Here is an 18952-nt window from a genome sequence, read left to right on the forward strand (position 1 = left end):
GTCAACGGCAATCTCGGCAATGATGTTATCGACGGAGGGCTCGGCAACGATTCTCTGCGCGGCGGTCGAGGTAACGACTCGATCGTCGGCGGTGAGGGAAACGATGTGATCAGCGGCGACCTCGGCGTTGATAATCTCACCGGGGGCGCCGGCGTGGACTATTTCATCTTCGGCGGGAACTCTGCCAAATTCGAGAGCGCGTCAGCCGATGTCATCAGCGACTTCCAGGATGGTGCCGATCGACTGCACGTCGGGTATAACCCGGTGGCCATCCTGACCGGATCGGTGCAATCCTCTTTCACCGCTGCGGCCGCCGCGGCACAGCAACTTTTCAACGGGCACGCTGGCGATGGCGAAGTGGCCGCGTTGGCGGTCGGGAACGATACCTTCCTTTTCTATTCGAGTACGGGCAACGGCACGGCAGATTCGGCGATCCAGATCGCCAACCTGGCGCCGGGCGCGGTGACGGCCTCCGATTTCATATAGATCAGGATCGCATGCACGGCCATCTAGTCTCGAATAGACCGGATAGCGATCCCGAAGCTATCTATCTTTAAAATAAATACGGGCGAATAGTGACATAATATAAGGAAGTGTACGATGAGTATTCTTCATATCCGTCAATGGGGACATTATCAATTTTGCGTCATACGAAGTGCGGTCGATCCGTACATGAATACGGGCGCATCCAGATGGACGGGTACTGTCGCACTCCTCATCGTGGTCACGGTGATTTGGGAAATTGCGACGACCCAGGGCTAGCCTGCCTGCGTTCTTGTGATTTAGTTCGGCAACGGTCACGCTTGGAAACTTAGAGTTACACACAGTGCACATGTGAAAACAATCTGAATGGCGCCTACTGCTGGCTCTCTACACCAGCGTCAGGCTCGATCCATGCGGAAGACAATGCAGCCCGTCATCCTGATCGGCCCTGTAGGCCGGTGCGCAAGATCCGTTCCGAGCCTTGCGGCCGGCGCTTGACGTGAAGCGGCCGATCCGCTGGCTGCCCTCCCTCAATGCCCGGGCGGAGGCATTCGCCATCATCGGTGGCATCGCCGCTGTAAATGCTCTGGCCGGCAAGCTGGCGACCGCGTTGCACGGCCAAAGCCTGGCAAGCGCACTGCTCTCGCTAGGCGGGGTGAGTGCGATCATCTGGTTCGCCCTGATCGTCATGCTTGTGATTGCCGGCAAGACCGACAAGGTCGAAGCGCTGGCGCCGCTGGACCGACCGGTGCTCGCGTCGATGGCGATCCTAGCCGCCATTCCGTTCAATTTMGGCGGCGCCATCGCTGTGCTTCTCGGCGGAGCCTACCTCCTCGCCACATCGGCGAGCGCATCGGCGACCCGGCGCGTCGCGGTCGTCATGGTCGCGCTCACGGGGCCGCTGATCTGGGGGCGTCTGCTGCTGGCTTTTTTTGGGCCGATGTTGCTCGGATGGGATGCCCATCTCGCTGCCGCCATCGCAGGCTCGAGCGTACAGGGTAATGTCGTCGACCTGTTCGGCGGCGCCGGTCGCTTATATGTCGCTCTCGGCTGCTCGTCGCTGCACAATATGTCGCTGTCCAYATTGCTGTTCGTGGTGGTCACTCAGATGCTGCAGCTGAGGCTTAGCCCGGCACTCCTCTCGGTCTGTGTCGCGTCGGCAGCCGCCATGGCGATCGTGAACATCCTGAGACTGGCGACGATCGCGCGCTTTCCCAGCCACTTCGAATATTTCCATGTGGGGCAGGGCGGGGCTCTGTTCGGCCTGGCGAGCTTCGCGGCGGCAATCGCAGTGACAGGAGTAGGCGTTGTCGCTGTCACGCGCCATCATTAGCCCGGCGGCGATCATGGCGTTGCTGATCGCCACGGTCGCTCCGAAGCTGTGGCTCCAGCAGCGATCGACCCATGTCGACGAGTACCATCTCAGCCGTGACATCGCGGCGACCCTTCGAGCGAGGGGCTTCTCGATCGATATGGAGAGCTTTGCTCCTGGCCCGGCCGTTGCCGCTACGCTGGGCCCATGCCGCCTGTTGATCCGTAACGGCGATCGCGCGCGTGAGTTGGGAACCTTGTTCGAGATGGAAGGTGCCGCCGTCGGTCCCCTGACGATCGGTTATCGGGGAGTCTGGAAGCCTGGCCCTGCCGCTGCCCGGGCGATCGTGGAACGCTTCACGCAAGACAGCGCCGCTCGTCTGGGCTTCTTCTTCGCGCGGCCCGCAGTGCTCGCTGTAGCGCAGAGCCGGCGTTGTCCTGAATTGCGCCACCTGCTGGACTCGATAAGCGCGCATTCCGCGCCGGCTACGCAATAGATCGGAAGTGAGGCTGTCGCCCGGCTGCCTTCGAACGCTGCGGCACAAGTATTACTCCCCATGCGGATGCCCGCCCCTGGAGCGGATGATGTATCCAGGTCACGGCATTGCCCTGCCATGCGGCTGAAAAGCTCCGGCCGCATCGTGCTGACAGGCCGCGCGTTCCCCCCTTTGACCCGCGCGGCCTGTCACACATCCGTCGGGCAGCGGCGCCATGCTCTCGCAGGGGCGACGGTAGGATCGCCAACCGTCGTTGAGCCGATCCCATCCCATCCAAATCGCAGAAGTGAATGGATGAGATGCGAAGCCGCGCCCAAAGCGCAACTGCACCTTACCCCTGGAGATTTCCGCCAGACCGCAAAATATGACCTTTATGGAGGGGCTGTGCGGCAATCCAGGTGGATAGAACTGCCAAATAGATGAATGTTATTTTGTAATTGATGATAGCAAGTAAACTGGAAAGATTGGRGTTGGATCGGTTGTATCGAGTGCAGAATGGTGAGTCGATCAACCCAGAATCGTTAACTAACATAGATTAGGCGTAAAGATATTGGTGGATAGAATGGCGCGTGCTAGATGGCGGTGAGGTTCAGTGTAAGCTTAGCTGTCTAAATCGGGGTATTCCTTTTGGGTCGATACACAGCCGCAGCAGGGATGCGACTAGGCTCGGACGTGCCGGTCAGACGTGAGGGTTCATCGACCTTCCCGGATTCGCTTCCTGGGCAGATCTTCGTATCTGTCTTGAGCAATTCGGAAATGAGAAGGGCCAGCCTGGCTCAGATGCTCGGCGCCCACGGTTTCTCGGTCGAGACTGATGCGCTGACGCAAGGAGCGCCACGCGTTGCGCGGAGCAGCAGGGCGGAACATGTCATCCTGATCGATAGTCTTGCTGATGCGTTCGGCCTCGCCTCCGTCGCGGACATTCGTATGCGCGAACCCGACGCGAGGATAGCTCTGTTGAGCGACCACTGTGAGCCGGCCGAGCTGCAGAACGCCTTCGCCGCCGGCGTGGACGCCGTGATCCTGTGGAGCGTCAAGCCCGGCGCGCTGGTCTTGATGATCCCGCTGCTCGCCGGCGGTGAGAAATTCATACCTTCGCCACTGGTAGGGTCGCTGGCAGCGATGCTGGGAACGCGCGGTGGTCAGTCGATGGTGGCCAGCCATGCCGGACTTTCGACGCAGCAACTCGATATCTTGCGGTGCCTGGCTGACGGTGCCTCCAACAAGGTGATTGCGAACCGTCTCAGCATCGGGGTCGCGACGGTGCGCGTTCAGGTGCGGACGATCCTGCGCAAGCTGAACATCCTCAACCGCACGCAGGCGGCGATCTGGGCAACCAGGAACGTCGCGATAGCCGGCTTGGCGACCAGCCTTCTCAGCTGACCAAGAGCGGCGGAGCTATAGCGATTTCCAGTCAGGTGAAATCATCTTGCAACTGGGAACTCCCGATAAAATAGCAACATGGGGCGGCCGACCCGGCGCAATCGGGTTGGCAGCCGCTCTAGGAGTCGAGGGCGGCCACGCGCAGCCTGGGCACCGCCGGCTTGCGATCGAATGCCTCCGCCGAAGCTCGTCCGATGCCGGTGTAGCTCATGCCGGCGCGGCGGACTTCATGATCCGGATAGATATTCCGCAGGTCGACGAGGACAGGGTCGTTCATCAAGGACGCGATGCGTCGCAGGTCGAGTGCACGGAACTCGTCCCATTCGGTGACGATGACTATGGCGTCCGCGTCCTCGGCGGCGGCATAGGGATCGGACAGGAACGCCACGTCTTTCATGAGCGGCCGTGCCTGTTCCGCGCCCTCAGGATCATAGGCTTGCACTATCGCCCCGGCATCCTGAAGCGCCTGAATGAGCGCGATCGACGGAGCATCGCGCATATCGTCGGTATTGGGCTTGAAGGTGAGGCCGAGGATCCCGACCAGCTTGCCGCGCACGTCGCCGCCCATGGCGCGAATGACCTTGCGTCCCATCGCCCGCTTGCGGACGTCGTTCACCTTCACCACCGATTCCACGATCCGGAGCGGGGACCCGAAATCCTCCGACGTCTTCAGCAGCGCCAGCGTATCCTTCGGAAAGCAGGATCCGCCATAGCCGGGGCCGGCGTGCAGGAATTTGGTGCCGATGCGGTTGTCCAGCCCGATGCCACGCGCCACGTCCTGTACGTCTGCACCGACGGCCTCGCTGAGATCCGCCATCTCGTTGATGAAGGTGATCTTGGTGGCGAGGAAGGCATTTGCTGCATATTTGATCAGTTCGGCAGTTCTCCTGCCGGTGAACATCAGCGGCGACTGATTGATGTGCAGTGGCCGATAGAGTTCCTGCATGACCTGGCGAGCTTCGGGGTCGTCGGTTCCCACGACGATCCTGTCCGGGCGCTTGAAGTCCTCTATTGCGGCGCCTTCCCGCAGGAACTCGGGATTGGATACCACCCAGGCCGCTGCCGAAGGCGCTTCTTGCCGAATGATGCGTTCGACGTCATCGCCTGTTCCCACAGGCACGGTCGACTTGGTGACGACCACCGTCCGGCCGACCAGAGCGCGCGCGATTTCGGTGGCGGCGGCGAAGACATAGCTCAGGTCGGCATGGCCGTCCCCCCGACGGGATGGCGTCCCGACCGCGATGAACACTGCATCCGCCTGAGCTACCGCCGGCGCGATGTCCGTCGAGAAGGAAAGCCTGCCCGCCTCGACATTGCTGGCGACGAGCGTCGCGAGACCGGGTTCGTAGATGGGCATGACACCGTTTTTCAGGGCTTCGATCTTGTCGATCGCCTTGTCGACGCAGACGACGATATGGCCGAAGTCCGCCAGGCAGGCGCCAGAAACGAGGCCGACATAACCAGTTCCGATCATCGCGATGCGCATAAGATAACCCCTTGGCTGATCAGGTGGTTCAGATTTGATGATATTCGCGGAACCACGACACGAACTTCGGCGCGCCTTGAGCGAGCGTAGTGGCGGGCCTGAACCCCAGGTCGCGCTCGATCGCGCTGATGTCGGAGAAAGTGTTCTTCATGTCGCCGGCCTGCATCGGCCGCATTTCGCGAATGGCGGGGCGTTCGCAACATTGCTCCAGCACGTCGATGAAATGGCCCAGGCGTTCCGGTCTGCTGTTGCCAATATTGTAGATTGCGTGCGGCGTGCGGCTGCCGCCGGCCTTCTCGAGCCCGTCATCCGCTGGCGGATGATCGAGCGCAGCGATCACGCCGCTGACGATATCGTCGATGAAGGTGAAGTCGCGACCCATGTCGCCATTGTTGAAAACCGAGATGGGTCTCCCGCGCAGGATGGCGTCGGTGAACAGCCAGGGCGCCATGTCGGGGCGGCCCCAGGGTCCATAGACGGTGAAGAAGCGCAGCCCGGTTTGCGGCAGCCTGTAGAGGTGCGCGTAGGTTTCACTCATCAGTTCGTCGGCGCGCTTGGTCGCTGCGTAGAGCGAGAGCGGCTGGTTGACCTGGTCCTGGACACGGAAGGGAAGGGTCGCGTTGCCGCCATAGACCGACGACGACGAGGCGTAGACGAGCTGGCGGGTTTTGCGGCTGCGGGCCAGTTCGAGGATGTTGAGGTGTCCCACCAGGTTGCTCTGCGCATAGGCGCGAGGGTTTTCGAGGGAGAAGCGGACGCCCGCCTGCGCGCCCAGGTGGACGATCCGGTCGAAGTCATCGCCTGCCAACGCTGCGTCGAGCGCGGTATGATCGGCAAAGTCGCAGGCCGAAAAGCTGAAGTCGCCGCCGGCAGCTTCTATGTTGCAAAGCCGATCATGCTTGAGGTCCACGGAATAATAGTCATTGAGATTATCGAGGCCGATGACGCGCTCGCCGCGCTCCACCAGACGGATCGCGCAGTGCATGCCGATGAACCCCGCAGCACCTGTCACTAAAACCGCCATCGAATACCCCATATGTGCGAATGCTCGATCCGTGCGCAGCTGCGATGCTCGGGGAGTTCGATGTCTTCCAGCACCACAAGGCGGATCGGCCGGTTGATGCTGTAGCGCAGAAACGGCGGAATTCAGCCTGCCCATCGGCGCAGGTGCGCAGCCGAGGAGGAGTAGTGCTTCTGCGGTACCGGGGTCGACCGGAAGCATCTGCGATCTCGGACCAGGCTATGCTGCGCTTGTTTCGATGCGCAGAGCAGCACAAAGGGCTGATCCATATGTTTAACTTATGATGTCCTATCGCCCGTTCGGCCGCAGCAAACCGGTCGCGCCGGCTCAAAGTCCTAGCGTAGGTTAAGCCAATCCTTCCCAGAGATGACCGCCGCCGGCTGCAGGCGGCACTATCACGGGAAGGGGCAGGGCATGGCACTGTACACAGGTACTACGAGCAACGATTCCATCATCGGAACCATCGGCGTCGACACGATCAGCGGCCTGGCGGGCAATGATGTGGTGCGGGCCGGTGGCGGCAATGATTACATCAATGGCGGCGAAGGCAATGACAGCCTCTTCGGCGAAGCGGGCAATGATTTCATAAAGGGCAGCGTCGGAGCCGATTTGGTCGATGGCGGCGACGGCAACGATTCCCTGGACGGGGCGCTGGGAATGGACCACCTTGTCGGCGGCCTGGGCAACGACGTGCTTTCGGGGGGTGACGATGCCGATCTGCTGGAAGGCGGCAGCGGCTACGATCAGATCCTGGGAGATGCCGGTAACGATACGCTTAGCGGCGGCGGGGACCGCGATTATCTCGACGGTGGCTATGGCAATGACCTCATCTATGCGGGGGACGGAGACGACGGCTTCTTCAACGAGATCAATCCCGCGACCGGGAAGCTCACGACCCAGGCGGTCGGCGGCGGTGCGGGCAATGACACGATCTTCGGCGAAGCGGGCAACGATAGCCTGAAAGGACAGGCTGGCGATGACCATGTTCATGGTGGCCTCGGCGCAGACCGGGTGGACGGCGGCGATGGCAACAACCTGATGACGGGCGGAGAAGGCAACGACACCCTCTCGTCCGAATATGGCATGGACACCCTGTCCGGCGGCACCGGCAACGATAATTTGCAGGCCGGTGCCGGCGATGACCGGCTCGACGCTGGCGACGGCAACGACTCGGCGAACGGCGAAGCAGGCAACGACATCATATATGGCGGCGCCGGGACCGACCTGTTGCTCGGGGGAGCCGGCGACGACCAGATTCACGGCGATGGCGGCTTCGACAAATTGTTCGGGGAGCTCGGCAGTGACCGGCTCTGGGGCGGCAGCGACGCCGATTGGTTCGTGTTCAAGGGGGCCGGGGCTCTCGATGGCGGCGACCATATCGAGGACTTCGAGAACGGCCTGGATCATATCGTCCTCGAGAAGCTCGGTGTCGGGAGCTACCGGGCCGGCGGCGGTGCAGGCACCGTTTACGCCCACGACCTGGCGAGCGGAGCAGTAGGGCTCGACGTCGTCACATCGACCGGCATCAAGATGAGCATCGTCGTCGAGGATCCCGCCGGCACCCTGAATGCCGCAAGCTTCTCGGCTGCGGATTTCATCTTTGCCTGAGCCGGGCGGCGTAACACCTACCATAGCGTAGCTCGTGGGCAAGGCGCAAAGCACGCCTTTCGAGCGGCCGCGATGCCTCCTCCGAGGCCGAATGATCTCGGAAGAGTGATGTTTTGCCGAAAAACTGCGCGATATGGTGCTCCCTCGACCGCTCCGGAAGGACGGGTTGGGGGAGCATCTCCATCGTGGCAACGAATGCCGAGCAGAGCGTATCGACGAGGACCATGGTCACCGACGGCCCGGCGAGGCCGGAGGCGCGGACCGGCTCGGCCGAGTTCAACGTCGCTGCCCACGGGCTGCGCGGCGTAGCGTCGGTGCTGGTCCTCGCGGCCCATATCGCCGGCGGCACCGCCCGCCATATCTATGCCGGCAATGCGAACTATGTCTCGCTGGTCGAGCATCCCTGGTATCTCGGCACATTCGGCGTCGAGATTTTCTTCGTGATCAGCGGGTTCGTGATCCTGCCGAGCGTCATGAAATATAGCCTGGGCGAATTCGCGCTGCGCCGGTTCGTGCGCATCTATCCGCTGTTCTTCATATTCTCGCTCTTCTTCGTGGCGCTCAACGCCGTGACGAACGCCTATCCGAATCTGAACGACCTGCGCACGGTCATCGCCGGCCTGCTGTTCGTGAACCTTTTCACGGGCACGGAGCAGCTGACGCCCAATGCATGGAGCCTCAGCTTCGAGATATGCTTCTACGCGCTTACCGCGCTTGTGGTGGCATATGGAGTCAAGCGCCGCACTGCCGTAGCCGGCGCCCTGTCCGTCGGCGCTGCCCTGGCGTTCCTCATCGCCTTCCCGATCACCTGCTATTTCATCATCGGGCTGGCCCTGCGGCTCAGCTTCAGGCCCCATCGACAGGCGACGGCGGTCTCCCGGGTCGCCGAGGCGGCAAGCCTCGCACTGGTCATCTGGTTCGCCAGCCGCGCCCATTTCGACTATACGACATGGTCGCAGTTTCAGGACCCGGTGGTGCTGCCGATCCTCGTTTCGCTCAGCACCTATTTCTACCTTGCCTTGCAGCAAGGCAGCCTTACGGCCGGGGCGCTGGACAGGCCGGTCTTCCGCTATATCGGAACCGTGAGCTACAGCCTCTACCTGGTGCACCCCTTCGCCTATTTCGTGCTTCGCGCGATGTTCGTGCGCTACGGCCTGTTCACCGACAACATTGCGCTCTCGATGGCATTGTTCGCGATCGCGGTGTTCGCGGCGTCCTTCCTGCTGACCCATTTCGCACATGCGCTGTTCGAGCGCTGGCCCTATCAGCGGGTGTTCCATCAGGCGGTCTATCGGGAAAAATCGACCTCATCCGCCGCGGCGGCGGCACGCTAATGCCCTCGAACATGCCCATGGCCTGGCCAGACACCGTCGGCGACGAGCCGATGCCACATGCCGTGATCGCTGCGATCTTCCTGTCCAGCTATCTGACATGGCGTCCCTCCCATGACATCATGTTCACCCTCAGCGACGCGCTGTTCCTGTTGGGGTTCGTGCGGCTGGCCTACCGCGACGGCATCCCTCTCGAGCCGTTCCGATTCCTGACCACCATCTGGATGTGCGGCTTCGTGATGTTGGTCTCCGGCCTGCTCATCGGTTCGATCGATGGGCCGGCGCCGTCGCGGTGGCTGATCGTCTCGTGCCAATATCTCTTCGCCTGGGTTGTCCTGCCCATGATCCTTCTGCGGCGATCGCCCGAGCAGAATGTCGCGATGATCAAGGCGATGATATGGGGCGTCTTTGCCGTCAACCTGTTCGGCGCGCTGGTCTATTTCACCTACACCGGAACCTTCGAGGACGCGCAGAACCTGTTCGGGCAGGATTTCCTGTCCGGCGGCCGGCGTCTGGGCGGGTTCACCGGCGATGCCAACTGGAACGGGGCGGTGCTCGCGATGACGGTTCCTTTCGTCATCTTCCTGCGCGCCAAGGGCTATGTCGGGAATGTTGCAACAATGCTGTGGCTCGCGGTCCTCCTCCTGGGAGTGATGCTCAGCGCCTCGTTCACCGCCTTCGTCAGCTGCGTTGCAGCTCTCGCGATTTTCATGGCGGTCGGCAACATCTGGCCAAGTCCGCGATCGGTCGCCGTGGCCGGGGCGAGCGCCCTGTTGGGCTTGGGAGTGTTTGTCGACCTCGGCCTCAGCCTTCCCGCAACCTTCGTCGCCCGCGTGGGCAGGGCCATTGGTAGGGGCGACATATCCGAAGCCGGCACCTATGAAGGCAGGATGCAGCTGATGCGCGAAGCCTGGGGCCTCGTCGAGCAGCATATGCTGGTAGGCGTCGGCGCGGATCAATATCGGGTCATCAGCGCGCTCGGCGCTCCGGTACACAACATGTACCTGCTGCTCTGGGTCGAGGGCGGGCTGATCTCCCTGGTCGGATGGATGGTGCTGCTGGCGGTGCTGCTCGCCGCGGCCGTCAACGCCTATCCGCGCGACCGGCTCGCGACGGCACTGGCCCTGTCGGTGACGTGCAATTTCATCATCGCGTCGATGGCGAGCCCGCACATGTACGCGCGGCTATGGGCAGTTCCGGTCCTGCTTGCCGTCGCCGTCTCGCTGGAATTGACGGTGTTCCCCGCGCGGGCACGGCGGCGGGCGTCCACCCGGCCTGTCGGGCAATTCGGGCGAACCCGTGTCGAGAGCTGATCTTGCGGTAGTTCATGCCGTCGAACCCGCGCTGATGGTCGGCAAGCCATCGCACATCGCGCTGGTGGTCGCGGGCCTCGGCGCCGGCGGCGCCGAACGGGTGATCAGCCTGCTCACCAGCGACTGGGCCGCGAGAGGTCGAATCATAACGATCGTCGCCTTCGATTCTCCTGATGCTCCGATATTTCACCGTCTTCATCCGGCCGTGCGGGTCGTGCGGCTCGGCATTTCCGCAGGGGGATGCAAGCGGCTGAAGGGACTGCGGGCGGTGGTCAGGCGGTATCGGGCGTTGAAGGAAACGCTCGGCGCGCTGAAGCCGGATGCCACCATATCCTTCCTGACGAAGATCAACGTGCTGACCTTGCTCGCTAGCCTGGGCACCGACCGCCGCGTCGTGGTGTCGGAGCGCAATAATCCTCGTCTGCAGCACGCCAGCCGATTATGGACGATCCTTCTCGCACGGCTCCATTGGCGCGCCGATGCGATCGTCATGCAGACTCGTAAAAGCTGCGAGTGCATCGGCACCAAAGCCCGATGCCGGGCTCGCGTGATTCCGAATCCCATCGAGATCGCCCCGGTTATCGGCCCTGTGCGCTCATCCTTCGTCCTGTCGGCGACTGGCCGGCTGACGTGGCAGAAGGGCTTCGATATGCTGATCGACGCCTTCGCGGCGATTGCCGATCGGCATCCACAATGGACGCTGGCGATCTGGGGGGAAGGCGAGTCCCGAGATGCGCTCGAACGGCAGATCAGCGACTATGGTCTCTCCGAGCGGGTCCAGCTTCGCGGCAACAGCCGATCGCCCGGGCACTGGGTGGGACAATCGGACGCCTTCGTGATGTCGTCGCGATATGAAGGCTTCGGCAACGCCTTGGGCGAAGCCATGGCGGCGGGCCTGCCGGTGGTGTCGTTCGATTGCGACTATGGGCCGTCGGAGATGATCCATCACGAGCATGACGGCCTGCTGGTTCCTCCGGATGATGTCGGCGGCCTGGCCGCGGCGTTGGATCGACTATTGAGCGATGCGGATCTTCGCGCCCGCCTGGGAAAGGCGGCATTGGCGACCGGTACGCGGTTCAAGCCGAGTGCCATCATTGGCCAGTGGGATCGGATGTTGACGGATCTCGGGGTGGCGTGAACGCCATCAGCCTGCTGGATTCTGGCGGAGTATGACCCGGTCCCTGCTGGCTCAGCGCTGCGCGATCAGCGCCGTGCTGCGGGCATCGAGGAATTCGTCGAGATTGGTCCAGCCATCGCCGTTCCTGTCGCCCCAGGCATCGAACCGATGCGGATTGAGTCCGTGGGCGTTTTCCCAGTCATCGGCCATGCCGTCTCCATCCGCATCGGGATAAGGTACGCCCGGATCGAGTTCGGGCAACTGGCCGGCGGCTTTGACAATATGTCCGGTGCGAGCGACGACATCGGCGATGATGCGGCGGTCCAGGCTGTCGCGGGGCATCGCACCGGACCCGGCGAGGACTGTGGCATAGGCTTGTTGCGCGCTGCTGGGCTTGACCGTCAGCGGGCAGGGCGGGTTCGATATACGAACCGAGGCGATCCGCTGATTTTCCTTGGCGAGCCCGTCGAAGAGATTCCCCTCCTCGTAGAGCTGCGCAGCACCCTTCGAGCCGACCGACTGGGAGACGAGGCCATGGGCCTGGCCCGCCACTGTGTCCGGGCCGGCACGGAAGTAGTTTCCGACGATGGTGACCGGGGTGCCGCCATAGCTTTCCCATATCTCCGCAAACTCGAACATGCCATTGTACAGGACGTTGTTGACGACCTCCACGCACGAACCGGGCGGGAAGTTGATGTCGGGATTGCGGTCGCCATTATGCGCGCAAAGGTTGCGAATGAAACTGAGCTTCTGGGGACCGACCGGATCGCTGGCCAGCAAGGCGCATTTGTCATGCCGAGGAATGCCCTCGGCGAAGATCGAGTTGGATATCGTCACCTCGTCATTCGCGGCATAGCCGCCGATATTCTCATCGAGCGACCAGGAGGTGCTGACATGATCGATCATTACGCGGCGGCTTCCCTCGATGATGATCGCGCTGTTCGCTTCGCGCTTCTCGCCGCGAAGATCGGGCCGGACCCGGATATGCTGCACGATGACATCGTGCGTGCTCTTTATCACCAGCGGCGTGTATCCGTCGCGTCCGCCGCCATGGGTGAGGATGATGCCGCCGCCTGGCGCGGTCTGACCGGCGATCGTGATGTAAGGGTTGTGGATGATGGGGCGTTCGGTGGTGAAGCGAATCACCCCGGCAACCCTGAAAACGCAGATCCTGGGCCCCGTCATGTCGATGCAGGCGCGCAGCGAACCGGGCCCGGAATCGTCGAGCGTCGTGACCGCGACGACGCGGCCTCCTCGCCCGCCAACGCTGATCCGGCCATAGCCTTCGGCTCCCGGAAAAGAATCCTTCAGGGGCGTCGTGACGACGGCGAAGGGAGGGGACGCCGGCGTCGCCGGACCGCACGCGACCAGCACAGCGCCCATCATCGCGACAGCAACGGAAATGAAGGATTTCAATGGTGCTCTCTCAATAGACCATGTGCAGGCCGAGTGTAGTACGCCAGCGGGCAAATCGCTCGTCTGGATCGTCTGCCGATCGCCGCGAGTGGGTCGTGCCCAGCGACAAGGCGAAGTGGCGGTCCAGCAGGTAGCGTAGTTCCAGCTCGCCGCTCTTATAGCGTTGGTCCTGGCCGATCGAACCGCGATAGTGGACGTCGCGCAGGCCTGCCGAGGCGTGCAGCAGCAGATTGTGGCGAACCTCCTGCTCGACCGTCAGCGTGAAGCGCGTATCCACCCGACCGACCGCACCGGCGCGAATGGTGGCGACATCGCCGCGGAAGCCGTCGATGGACACCGACGTTCGCCGCTGAGGACGCCAGACGAGGCGCGCATTGGCGCCGACGCCATGAAACGAACGCAGCACCGGCGACTTTGGATTGGACTTGAAGACCCCGATGCCGGCATCGCCCTGCAACTTGTCGGCAAGGTCGAACGATACGCCGGTCAATATGCCGGTAGTGGTGGCGTCGCGGTTGACGCCGCTGCGGTCGACGCGAAGCCGCGCATCGCGGTGATTCACATAGGACTCGGCAAATACCGAAATGCGGTGGGTCACCTTGACAAGGCCACGCGCTGCGACCCGATAGGTCAGCAGGTCGCGATCGGCGTCCCGCAGGGGCAGATAATCGATCTTGGTCGCCTGCAGGTCGACGGCCGCACCGAACCTGCCGCCCTGTACGCGGTAGCCGATCTCTCCGGACGTGATGTTCGTCAATGCCGGCGGCCGGGAGCGATCCGTCGTGGCCTCCGGATCGCTGCGGCGTTCGAAGCCACGGTCGAACCTGAGGCTGGCTGACAGAGTTTGTCGCCGGGTCAGGTTCGTCTTCGAGGCGACGCTGCCGCCGAACAGGTTCACATTTTCCCGGCTGTTGTCGATGTAGCGGATGATGTCGCCATGGGCATCGGCGGTGAGATCAAGCGCGGCTCCCTGTCGCTGGATCTCGACCCGCGGGCTGATCGATACGATCTTGTCGTCGACCTTGGCCCTCCGCGTCGCGTAGATGTTGTCGTCATAGGTCGCGTACAGGTCGAGGGTCGGCCGGACAACGACGGATCCGATGATGATCGTTCTCGGTTCATAGCCGGAGCGTGGCAGGCTGGCGACAGACGGGTCGCGGTCCGCGCTGGCGGCGACGGAAGGTATGCCAACACCGAGCACGCTCGCGAGCAGCAGGTGCCGCATCGCGCGCGTGGAGCGCCGCTGGCAAGGCGTGGCCTGATCCGCCAATTAGAACCAGCCTTCCTTGACGATGATCGCATCCCCCGGGAGGATCGGCGTGTCCTGGGTGGCGACACCCCGCCGCGCGGTGCGGGTAACGGTTGCCTGCTTGGTATCCGCACGGAAAGTATAGCCGCCCGCGATCGACACCGCGGTCATCAGCGACATGCCGGGGACATAAGGATATTGGCCCGGACGTTGTACTTCACCGGCGATGAAGAAGGGCCTGTAGGTCTGGACCTGGGCGGTGACCCGCGGATCGATCACCAGATTGCGTGCGAGGACCTTGTCCGCGATCAGCGCTTCAGCCTCGCGCAGGGTTTTCCCGGCGACCGGCACGGCACCGATGATCGGCAACGCGATCGCGCCGGTGTCGTCGACCGCGTAGCTGTTCGCCATCGCGTCGAGCCCGAAGACGCTGACCCGCAATTCGTCGCCCGGACCTAGCCGATAGGCCTCGGGCGCCGCGAGCTCCAGCCTCGGAAGCCCTCCGTCGGAACTCGAACAGCTCGCAAGGAGGAGCGATGTCGCCAGGCTGGCGATCAATTTCGTGCGTCGGGTCATCTTCTAACTCCCTCACGAAGACATGTTGGGTGCATCATCATCCGTGGACCTGCTCGCTGGTCGGCGACGCGCAGGGCCAGTTTGCGAGATTCCGGCCCAATAACCGGCCGAGTTCGCGAACATCCTCGCGATAATAGTCCTCGAGCATCGATCGCAGTTCGCTCGTCAGCGCCGGATAGCGGACCGGGCGGGCGACCGCTGCCCGAATGCGCGACAGCATGGGATTGGACCGCAGCGGATCCAGCAGCGGCCGGGCCGGGCGCAGCAGGCGCCGGATCGACAGGGGCAGCATCGGGGCGTGACTGTCGTTGCGGCGATCTTCCATGGCGGGTGGCGAGATGTGGGGCTCGACGCCGATATGCTCGCACGTCTCGGTGATCACCGCGTCGGGCGTCGCCACGACATCGTCGTAGAGGAATATCTTGACCCGTTCGATCGGGATATGTGTCAACAACCTATGGATGTGGCGCGCATAAAGCCCCCCTTCGAGGAAGCGCGCCTGGGTCGTGCGCCTGCTGTCGAGGTAATGGCGCGGATCCTCGCCGACCAGTCCGCGGCGATACCACATGCAATAGTCCGAATAGGCCCGCTCCACCGGGTCGCGCAGCTGGATGATCAGCGGTACGCCGGGAAGGGCCGCTGCGATCCGCGCTGCGGCATCGGGATGGGCGAGATAGTCGGCGGATTTCTCACCAACTATCCGATCGGCAGGCGCCTCAGCGAACAGCGAGCGATACCAGTCGAGGCCCCGATCATATTCGGCGCTGAAGAAGTGCGGCTCGGCATTGGGCAGCCACAGGCGCGGATGATGCCGAAGCTGATGGGAAATCCACGTCGTCGCGGCCTTGACCGCCCCGATGACGAGGAAGGAGGGGAGGCGGTCTGCGGCCATGCTCAAAGACTCGCCTCATCCAGGACCGAGCGCAGCACCCGCCCCATGGCGGTGCAGCTGGCTTCGCTCAGTGTCGGGTCGACCGGGAGCATGATGCTGGTCTTGCCGAGTTCATGCGCCACCGGCAGCGATTGCGACGGGCCGAGGCCGGCCGCCGTGAACGCCCGCTCGCGGTAGATTTCGGGGCAGATGCCCGTCTGGCAGGGTATGCCGCTCGTCCAGGCTTCTTCGACGATGCGATTGCGGTGCCAGCCGGAACGCAGCTCTTCCGGCCGGACGAACGCGTAGAATTTGTAATAGGCGTGCCCGATCCCGCTGGTCGGCTCTACAAGGCGAAGTCCGCGGCAGCCCCTGAGTTCCTCGATCAGTGCCGCCGCGTTGCGCCGGCGGATCGCTATCCACCCGTCCAGCTTCGTCAGCTGCACCAAGCCGATCGCGGCCTGCACCTCGGTGAGGCGGTAATTGCTGCCGAAGCCGGTGTGCAGCCAGCGGAAGCCCCGCGCGGCATTGGGGGTGTGGGTGGTGGTCCGATCTTTGCCATGGTCCTTGATCGACCAGGCGCGCAGCGCCACCGCCTCGTCGCGGAAGACCATCATGCCACCTTCGCCGCCGGTCGACATGATCTTGTCGGTGCAGAAGGAAAATGCGGCTGCATCGCCAAAACCGCCGACCGGCCGGCCATGGAGGGTTGCGCCATGCGCTTGCGCGCAATCCTCGATCAGCTTGATGCCATAATGATTGGCCAGCACGGCGATCTCGGCAACGTCGGAAGGGTATCCGCCCAGATGCACGACGATGATCGCCCGCGTGCGCGGGGTGAGCCGGGCGGCTACGAGATTGGCGTTGAGGCCCTGCGTCACGGGATCGATGTCGGCGAATATCGGCTTGGCGCCGCACGCCACGACGCAACTCGCCGAAGCCACGAAACTGCGCGCGGGAACGATGACTTCGTCGCCGGGACCGACCCCCAATGCGCGCAGCGCGACCTCCAGCGCCAAGGTCCCGTTCGCGATGGCGACACCGTGGGGAAGGCCGCACATCGCAGCGAACTGCTGCTCCAGCCGCGCGCAGCGTTCACCATGGTGGAGCGAATTCACCCGACCGGTGCGCAGGACCTCGGTGACGGCGGCAATCTCGTCTTCGGCGTAAACCGGCCAATGCGACACGATCCGGGGTGCCTCTTCGGTGGCGTGGAGCAAATCTTGCGGCATGCGCATGATGGGAGAAGTCCTCATTGCTATCCTTACACCTGCTGGGAGTCGGTGGTCTCGCCAGGCCATGATCGCGTCGCGGCGACGTTCATGCTCAGCTTGTGGGTGACGCAGGGAGCGTCGGCGCGGGCGGGATCGAGCAGCCGGAAAAGCAGCGCCCTGGCCTTGTCCTCATTGTGGTTGCGAACCGCTTCGGCGAGGTCGTTGATGCCCCGCCGCAGCGTGTGCATGGCAACCGGCGTCGGCGCCGCCTCGAACACCCCGGGAAGCTTCGACGGCAGGCGCTCCTCGCGCTCGTCGAACAGCTCCTCGTAAAGCTTTTCACCGGGCCGCAGTCCAACGATGTCGATGGGTACGTCGCGGTCGGGTTCCAGTCCCGACAGGCGGATCATGCGGCGGGCGATGTCGATGATCTTCACCGGTTCGCCCATGTCGAGGACGACGATCCGCCCGCGCTGGACGTCATGCTCCATCGCACAGGCCGTGCTGTGCAGGATCAACTGCACCGCTTCGTGGACCGTCATGAAATAACGGGTGATGTCGACATGGGTGACGGTGAGCGGCACGCGCCGTTTGAGCTGACGCTGGAACAGCGGGATCAGCGATCCGCTCGAACCGAGCACATTGCCGAACCGAACCGTCATGAACCGCGGTGCCGAAGGCGAGCCGGCGCCCTCGAGGTCCAAGGCCTGGCAATAAAGTTCGCCAAGGCGCTTGGTGGCGCCCATCACCCCGACCGGATTGACCGCCTTGTCCGTAGACACCTGCACCATGGCTCGCGCGCCGTAGCGGTGGGCCGCATCGGCGACGTTGCGGGTGCCGAGCACATTGGTCTGGATGCCCGAGCAGATGTTGGTTTCCACCAGCGGCACATGCTTGAGGGCGGCGGCATGGAACACGAACTCGGGCCGGTGCCGCGCAAACGCCGCCATGACATGCTGCCGCTGCCGGATCGAGCACAGCGTGGCCACACAGCGCACGTTCGGGAAATGCTCCCGAAGTTCGAGCTCGATCGAATAAAGGTTGAACTCGCCCGCATCGATCAGGATCAGTTCGGCCGGGCCGATCGCGGCGATCTGCCGCACCAGTTCCTGGCCGATGGTGCCGCCGGCACCGGTCACCAGCACCCGGCTGCCGACCAGCAGCCGGGACACCACGGCTTCGTCGAGCGCCGCCTGCGGCCGATCCAGCAGGTCGGCGAGGTTGACCACCTCAAGGTCGAGCGACTTGCCGATCGCGGTGGGCGGCGGCGCCCGCAGCACGGACAGGCCGAGCGTTTCCGCGGCCGTCACCAGTTTCAACTTGCTCGAACCCTGGAGCGGCTTCGGCCCTTCCGCGATGATCAGGCAGGTTGGCCGCTGGTTCTGCGCGGCAAGCTTGCCGACGACATGCTCGATCGCCTCGATGCCGCCCAGGATGGGCACGCGGCGCAGCTTCATCGCGATATCCTGGTTGCCCGCGTCGAGTATTCCAACCGCAACATGCTCGCGGTCGGGGGCCGACTCCAGCTGTCGCAGGACGATCTCGACATGCTCAGGCAGTCCCGCAATCAGGGTACGTGCCGGCTTTTTCGGTGCATGGACGTCTTCGCGCGCGCCGAGCGAGAAGCCGTAGTCGCGCAACCGCTCGCTGAAGATCCTGCGCCAGAGTCTGCCGCCGGCCAGGATCGGCATCAGCACGAGCCATTGGATGATCGGTACCGAAGAGGGCAGCCAGCCCGCCCTTGACGTAATCACCAGCGCAAACACCGGGATGATGATCGAGATCGTGGCGGCCTCGGCGAGCGCGACAAGATCGTTCAGCGATCCGAGCCGCCACATCCGGTCATAAACGCCGCACAGATGGAAGACGACCAGTCCGCTAACCAGGAAGACTGGTAGGTTGATCGTCATTCCGTGCAGCATGGCCGGTGGGATGTGGCCATTCATCCGCAGCATGAACGCCACGCCAAGCGCCGCGCAGATCGCGCTCGCATCGTATAGCATGAAGGTTAGCTTGCGCCATTTCCTGCGCTGTACTGCGGGAACAACCATGGTCGTCATCGGAGTCTTCCCCCGT

The 18952-nt window shown here is 63.3% G+C and carries 16 protein-coding genes; 8 read left to right on the plus strand and 8 right to left on the minus strand.

Annotated elements, in window-relative coordinates:
• From AC1DPF_RS15990 to AC1DPF_RS16005, 4 genes are all read left to right on the plus strand, one after another.
• Positions 1-486, plus strand: a 486-nt coding sequence (locus AC1DPF_RS15990) for a M10 family metallopeptidase C-terminal domain-containing protein (RefSeq protein WP_477962338.1), incomplete at its 5' end; no start/stop codon positions are given.
• Between the two features lie 496 nt (positions 487-982).
• Complete coding sequence (locus tag AC1DPF_RS15995) at positions 983-1816, plus strand: hypothetical protein (RefSeq protein WP_477962340.1); 834 nt, start codon at positions 983-985, stop codon at positions 1814-1816.
• Complete coding sequence (locus AC1DPF_RS16000) at positions 1791-2291, plus strand: hypothetical protein (protein ID WP_477870743.1); 501 nt, start codon at positions 1791-1793, stop codon at positions 2289-2291. Before AC1DPF_RS15995 ends, AC1DPF_RS16000 begins: the two co-directional genes overlap by 26 nt.
• A gap of 957 nt (positions 2292-3248) precedes the next feature.
• Entirely contained in the window at positions 3249-3674 is a 426-nt protein-coding gene (locus tag AC1DPF_RS16005) for a LuxR C-terminal-related transcriptional regulator (RefSeq protein ID WP_477870745.1), read from the plus strand.
• Positions 3675-3792: 118 nt separating this feature from the next.
• On the opposite strand, the gene AC1DPF_RS16010 is transcribed toward AC1DPF_RS16005, so the two are convergent.
• Both AC1DPF_RS16010 and AC1DPF_RS16015 read right to left on the minus strand, forming a co-directional pair.
• The gene (locus tag AC1DPF_RS16010; protein WP_477870747.1) at positions 3793-5160 is read right to left on the minus strand and encodes a UDP-glucose dehydrogenase family protein; all 1368 of its coding nucleotides are present in this window, start codon (positions 5158-5160) and stop codon (positions 3793-3795) included.
• Positions 5161-5188: 28 nt separating this feature from the next.
• The gene (locus AC1DPF_RS16015; protein WP_477962342.1) at positions 5189-6184 is read right to left on the minus strand and encodes an NAD-dependent epimerase/dehydratase family protein; all 996 of its coding nucleotides are present in this window, start codon (positions 6182-6184) and stop codon (positions 5189-5191) included.
• Positions 6185-6595: 411 nt separating this feature from the next.
• On the opposite strand from AC1DPF_RS16015, the gene AC1DPF_RS16020 reads away from it, so the two are divergent.
• The 4 genes from AC1DPF_RS16020 (at position 6596) to AC1DPF_RS16035 (ending at position 11571) form a co-directional block, all read left to right on the plus strand.
• Positions 6596-7789, plus strand: a complete 1194-nt coding sequence (locus AC1DPF_RS16020) for a calcium-binding protein (RefSeq protein ID WP_477962344.1) — start codon at positions 6596-6598, stop codon at positions 7787-7789.
• 185 nt (positions 7790-7974) lie between these two features.
• Positions 7975-9123 carry an acyltransferase family protein gene (locus AC1DPF_RS16025; protein WP_477962346.1) on the plus strand — a complete coding sequence of 383 codons (1149 nt, stop codon included), beginning with the start codon at positions 7975-7977 and terminating at the stop codon, positions 9121-9123.
• A 17-nt stretch (positions 9124-9140) separates the two neighbouring features.
• Complete coding sequence (locus AC1DPF_RS16030) at positions 9141-10433, plus strand: O-antigen ligase family protein (protein WP_477870755.1); 1293 nt, start codon at positions 9141-9143, stop codon at positions 10431-10433.
• A complete protein-coding gene (locus AC1DPF_RS16035; RefSeq protein ID WP_477870757.1) occupies positions 10420-11571 on the plus strand; it encodes a glycosyltransferase family 4 protein in 1152 nt (383 codons plus the stop codon). The genes AC1DPF_RS16030 and AC1DPF_RS16035 overlap by 14 nt, the downstream gene beginning before the upstream one ends.
• Before the next feature lie 51 nt (positions 11572-11622).
• Here the strand turns inward: AC1DPF_RS16035 and AC1DPF_RS16040 are convergent, their stop codons facing one another.
• The 6 genes from AC1DPF_RS16040 to AC1DPF_RS16065 are packed head-to-tail and all read right to left on the minus strand — an operon-like array spanning position 11623 to position 18936.
• Positions 11623-12936, minus strand: a complete 1314-nt coding sequence (locus AC1DPF_RS16040; protein ID WP_477870759.1) for a pectate lyase family protein — start codon at positions 12934-12936, stop codon at positions 11623-11625.
• 40 nt (positions 12937-12976) lie between these two features.
• Positions 12977-14236: an outer membrane beta-barrel protein gene (locus AC1DPF_RS16045; protein WP_477870761.1), complete on the minus strand. Its 1260-nt coding sequence runs from the start codon at positions 14234-14236 to the stop codon at positions 12977-12979.
• Complete coding sequence (locus AC1DPF_RS16050; RefSeq protein WP_477870763.1) at positions 14237-14791, minus strand: polysaccharide biosynthesis/export family protein; 555 nt, start codon at positions 14789-14791, stop codon at positions 14237-14239. It abuts the gene before it with no gap.
• A 37-nt stretch (positions 14792-14828) separates the two neighbouring features.
• Complete coding sequence (locus AC1DPF_RS16055) at positions 14829-15683, minus strand: sulfotransferase (RefSeq protein ID WP_477870765.1); 855 nt, start codon at positions 15681-15683, stop codon at positions 14829-14831.
• Between the two features lie 2 nt (positions 15684-15685).
• Positions 15686-16900 (minus strand): DegT/DnrJ/EryC1/StrS family aminotransferase, encoded by a 1215-nt coding sequence (locus AC1DPF_RS16060; protein WP_477962347.1) that lies wholly within the window; start codon positions 16898-16900, stop codon positions 15686-15688.
• 26 nt (positions 16901-16926) lie between these two features.
• A complete protein-coding gene (locus AC1DPF_RS16065) occupies positions 16927-18936 on the minus strand; it encodes a polysaccharide biosynthesis protein (protein ID WP_477870769.1) in 2010 nt (669 codons plus the stop codon).
• Positions 18937-18952: the final 16 nt, after the last annotated feature.

Source organism: Rhizorhabdus sp. P4_G6 (assembly GCF_056401045.1).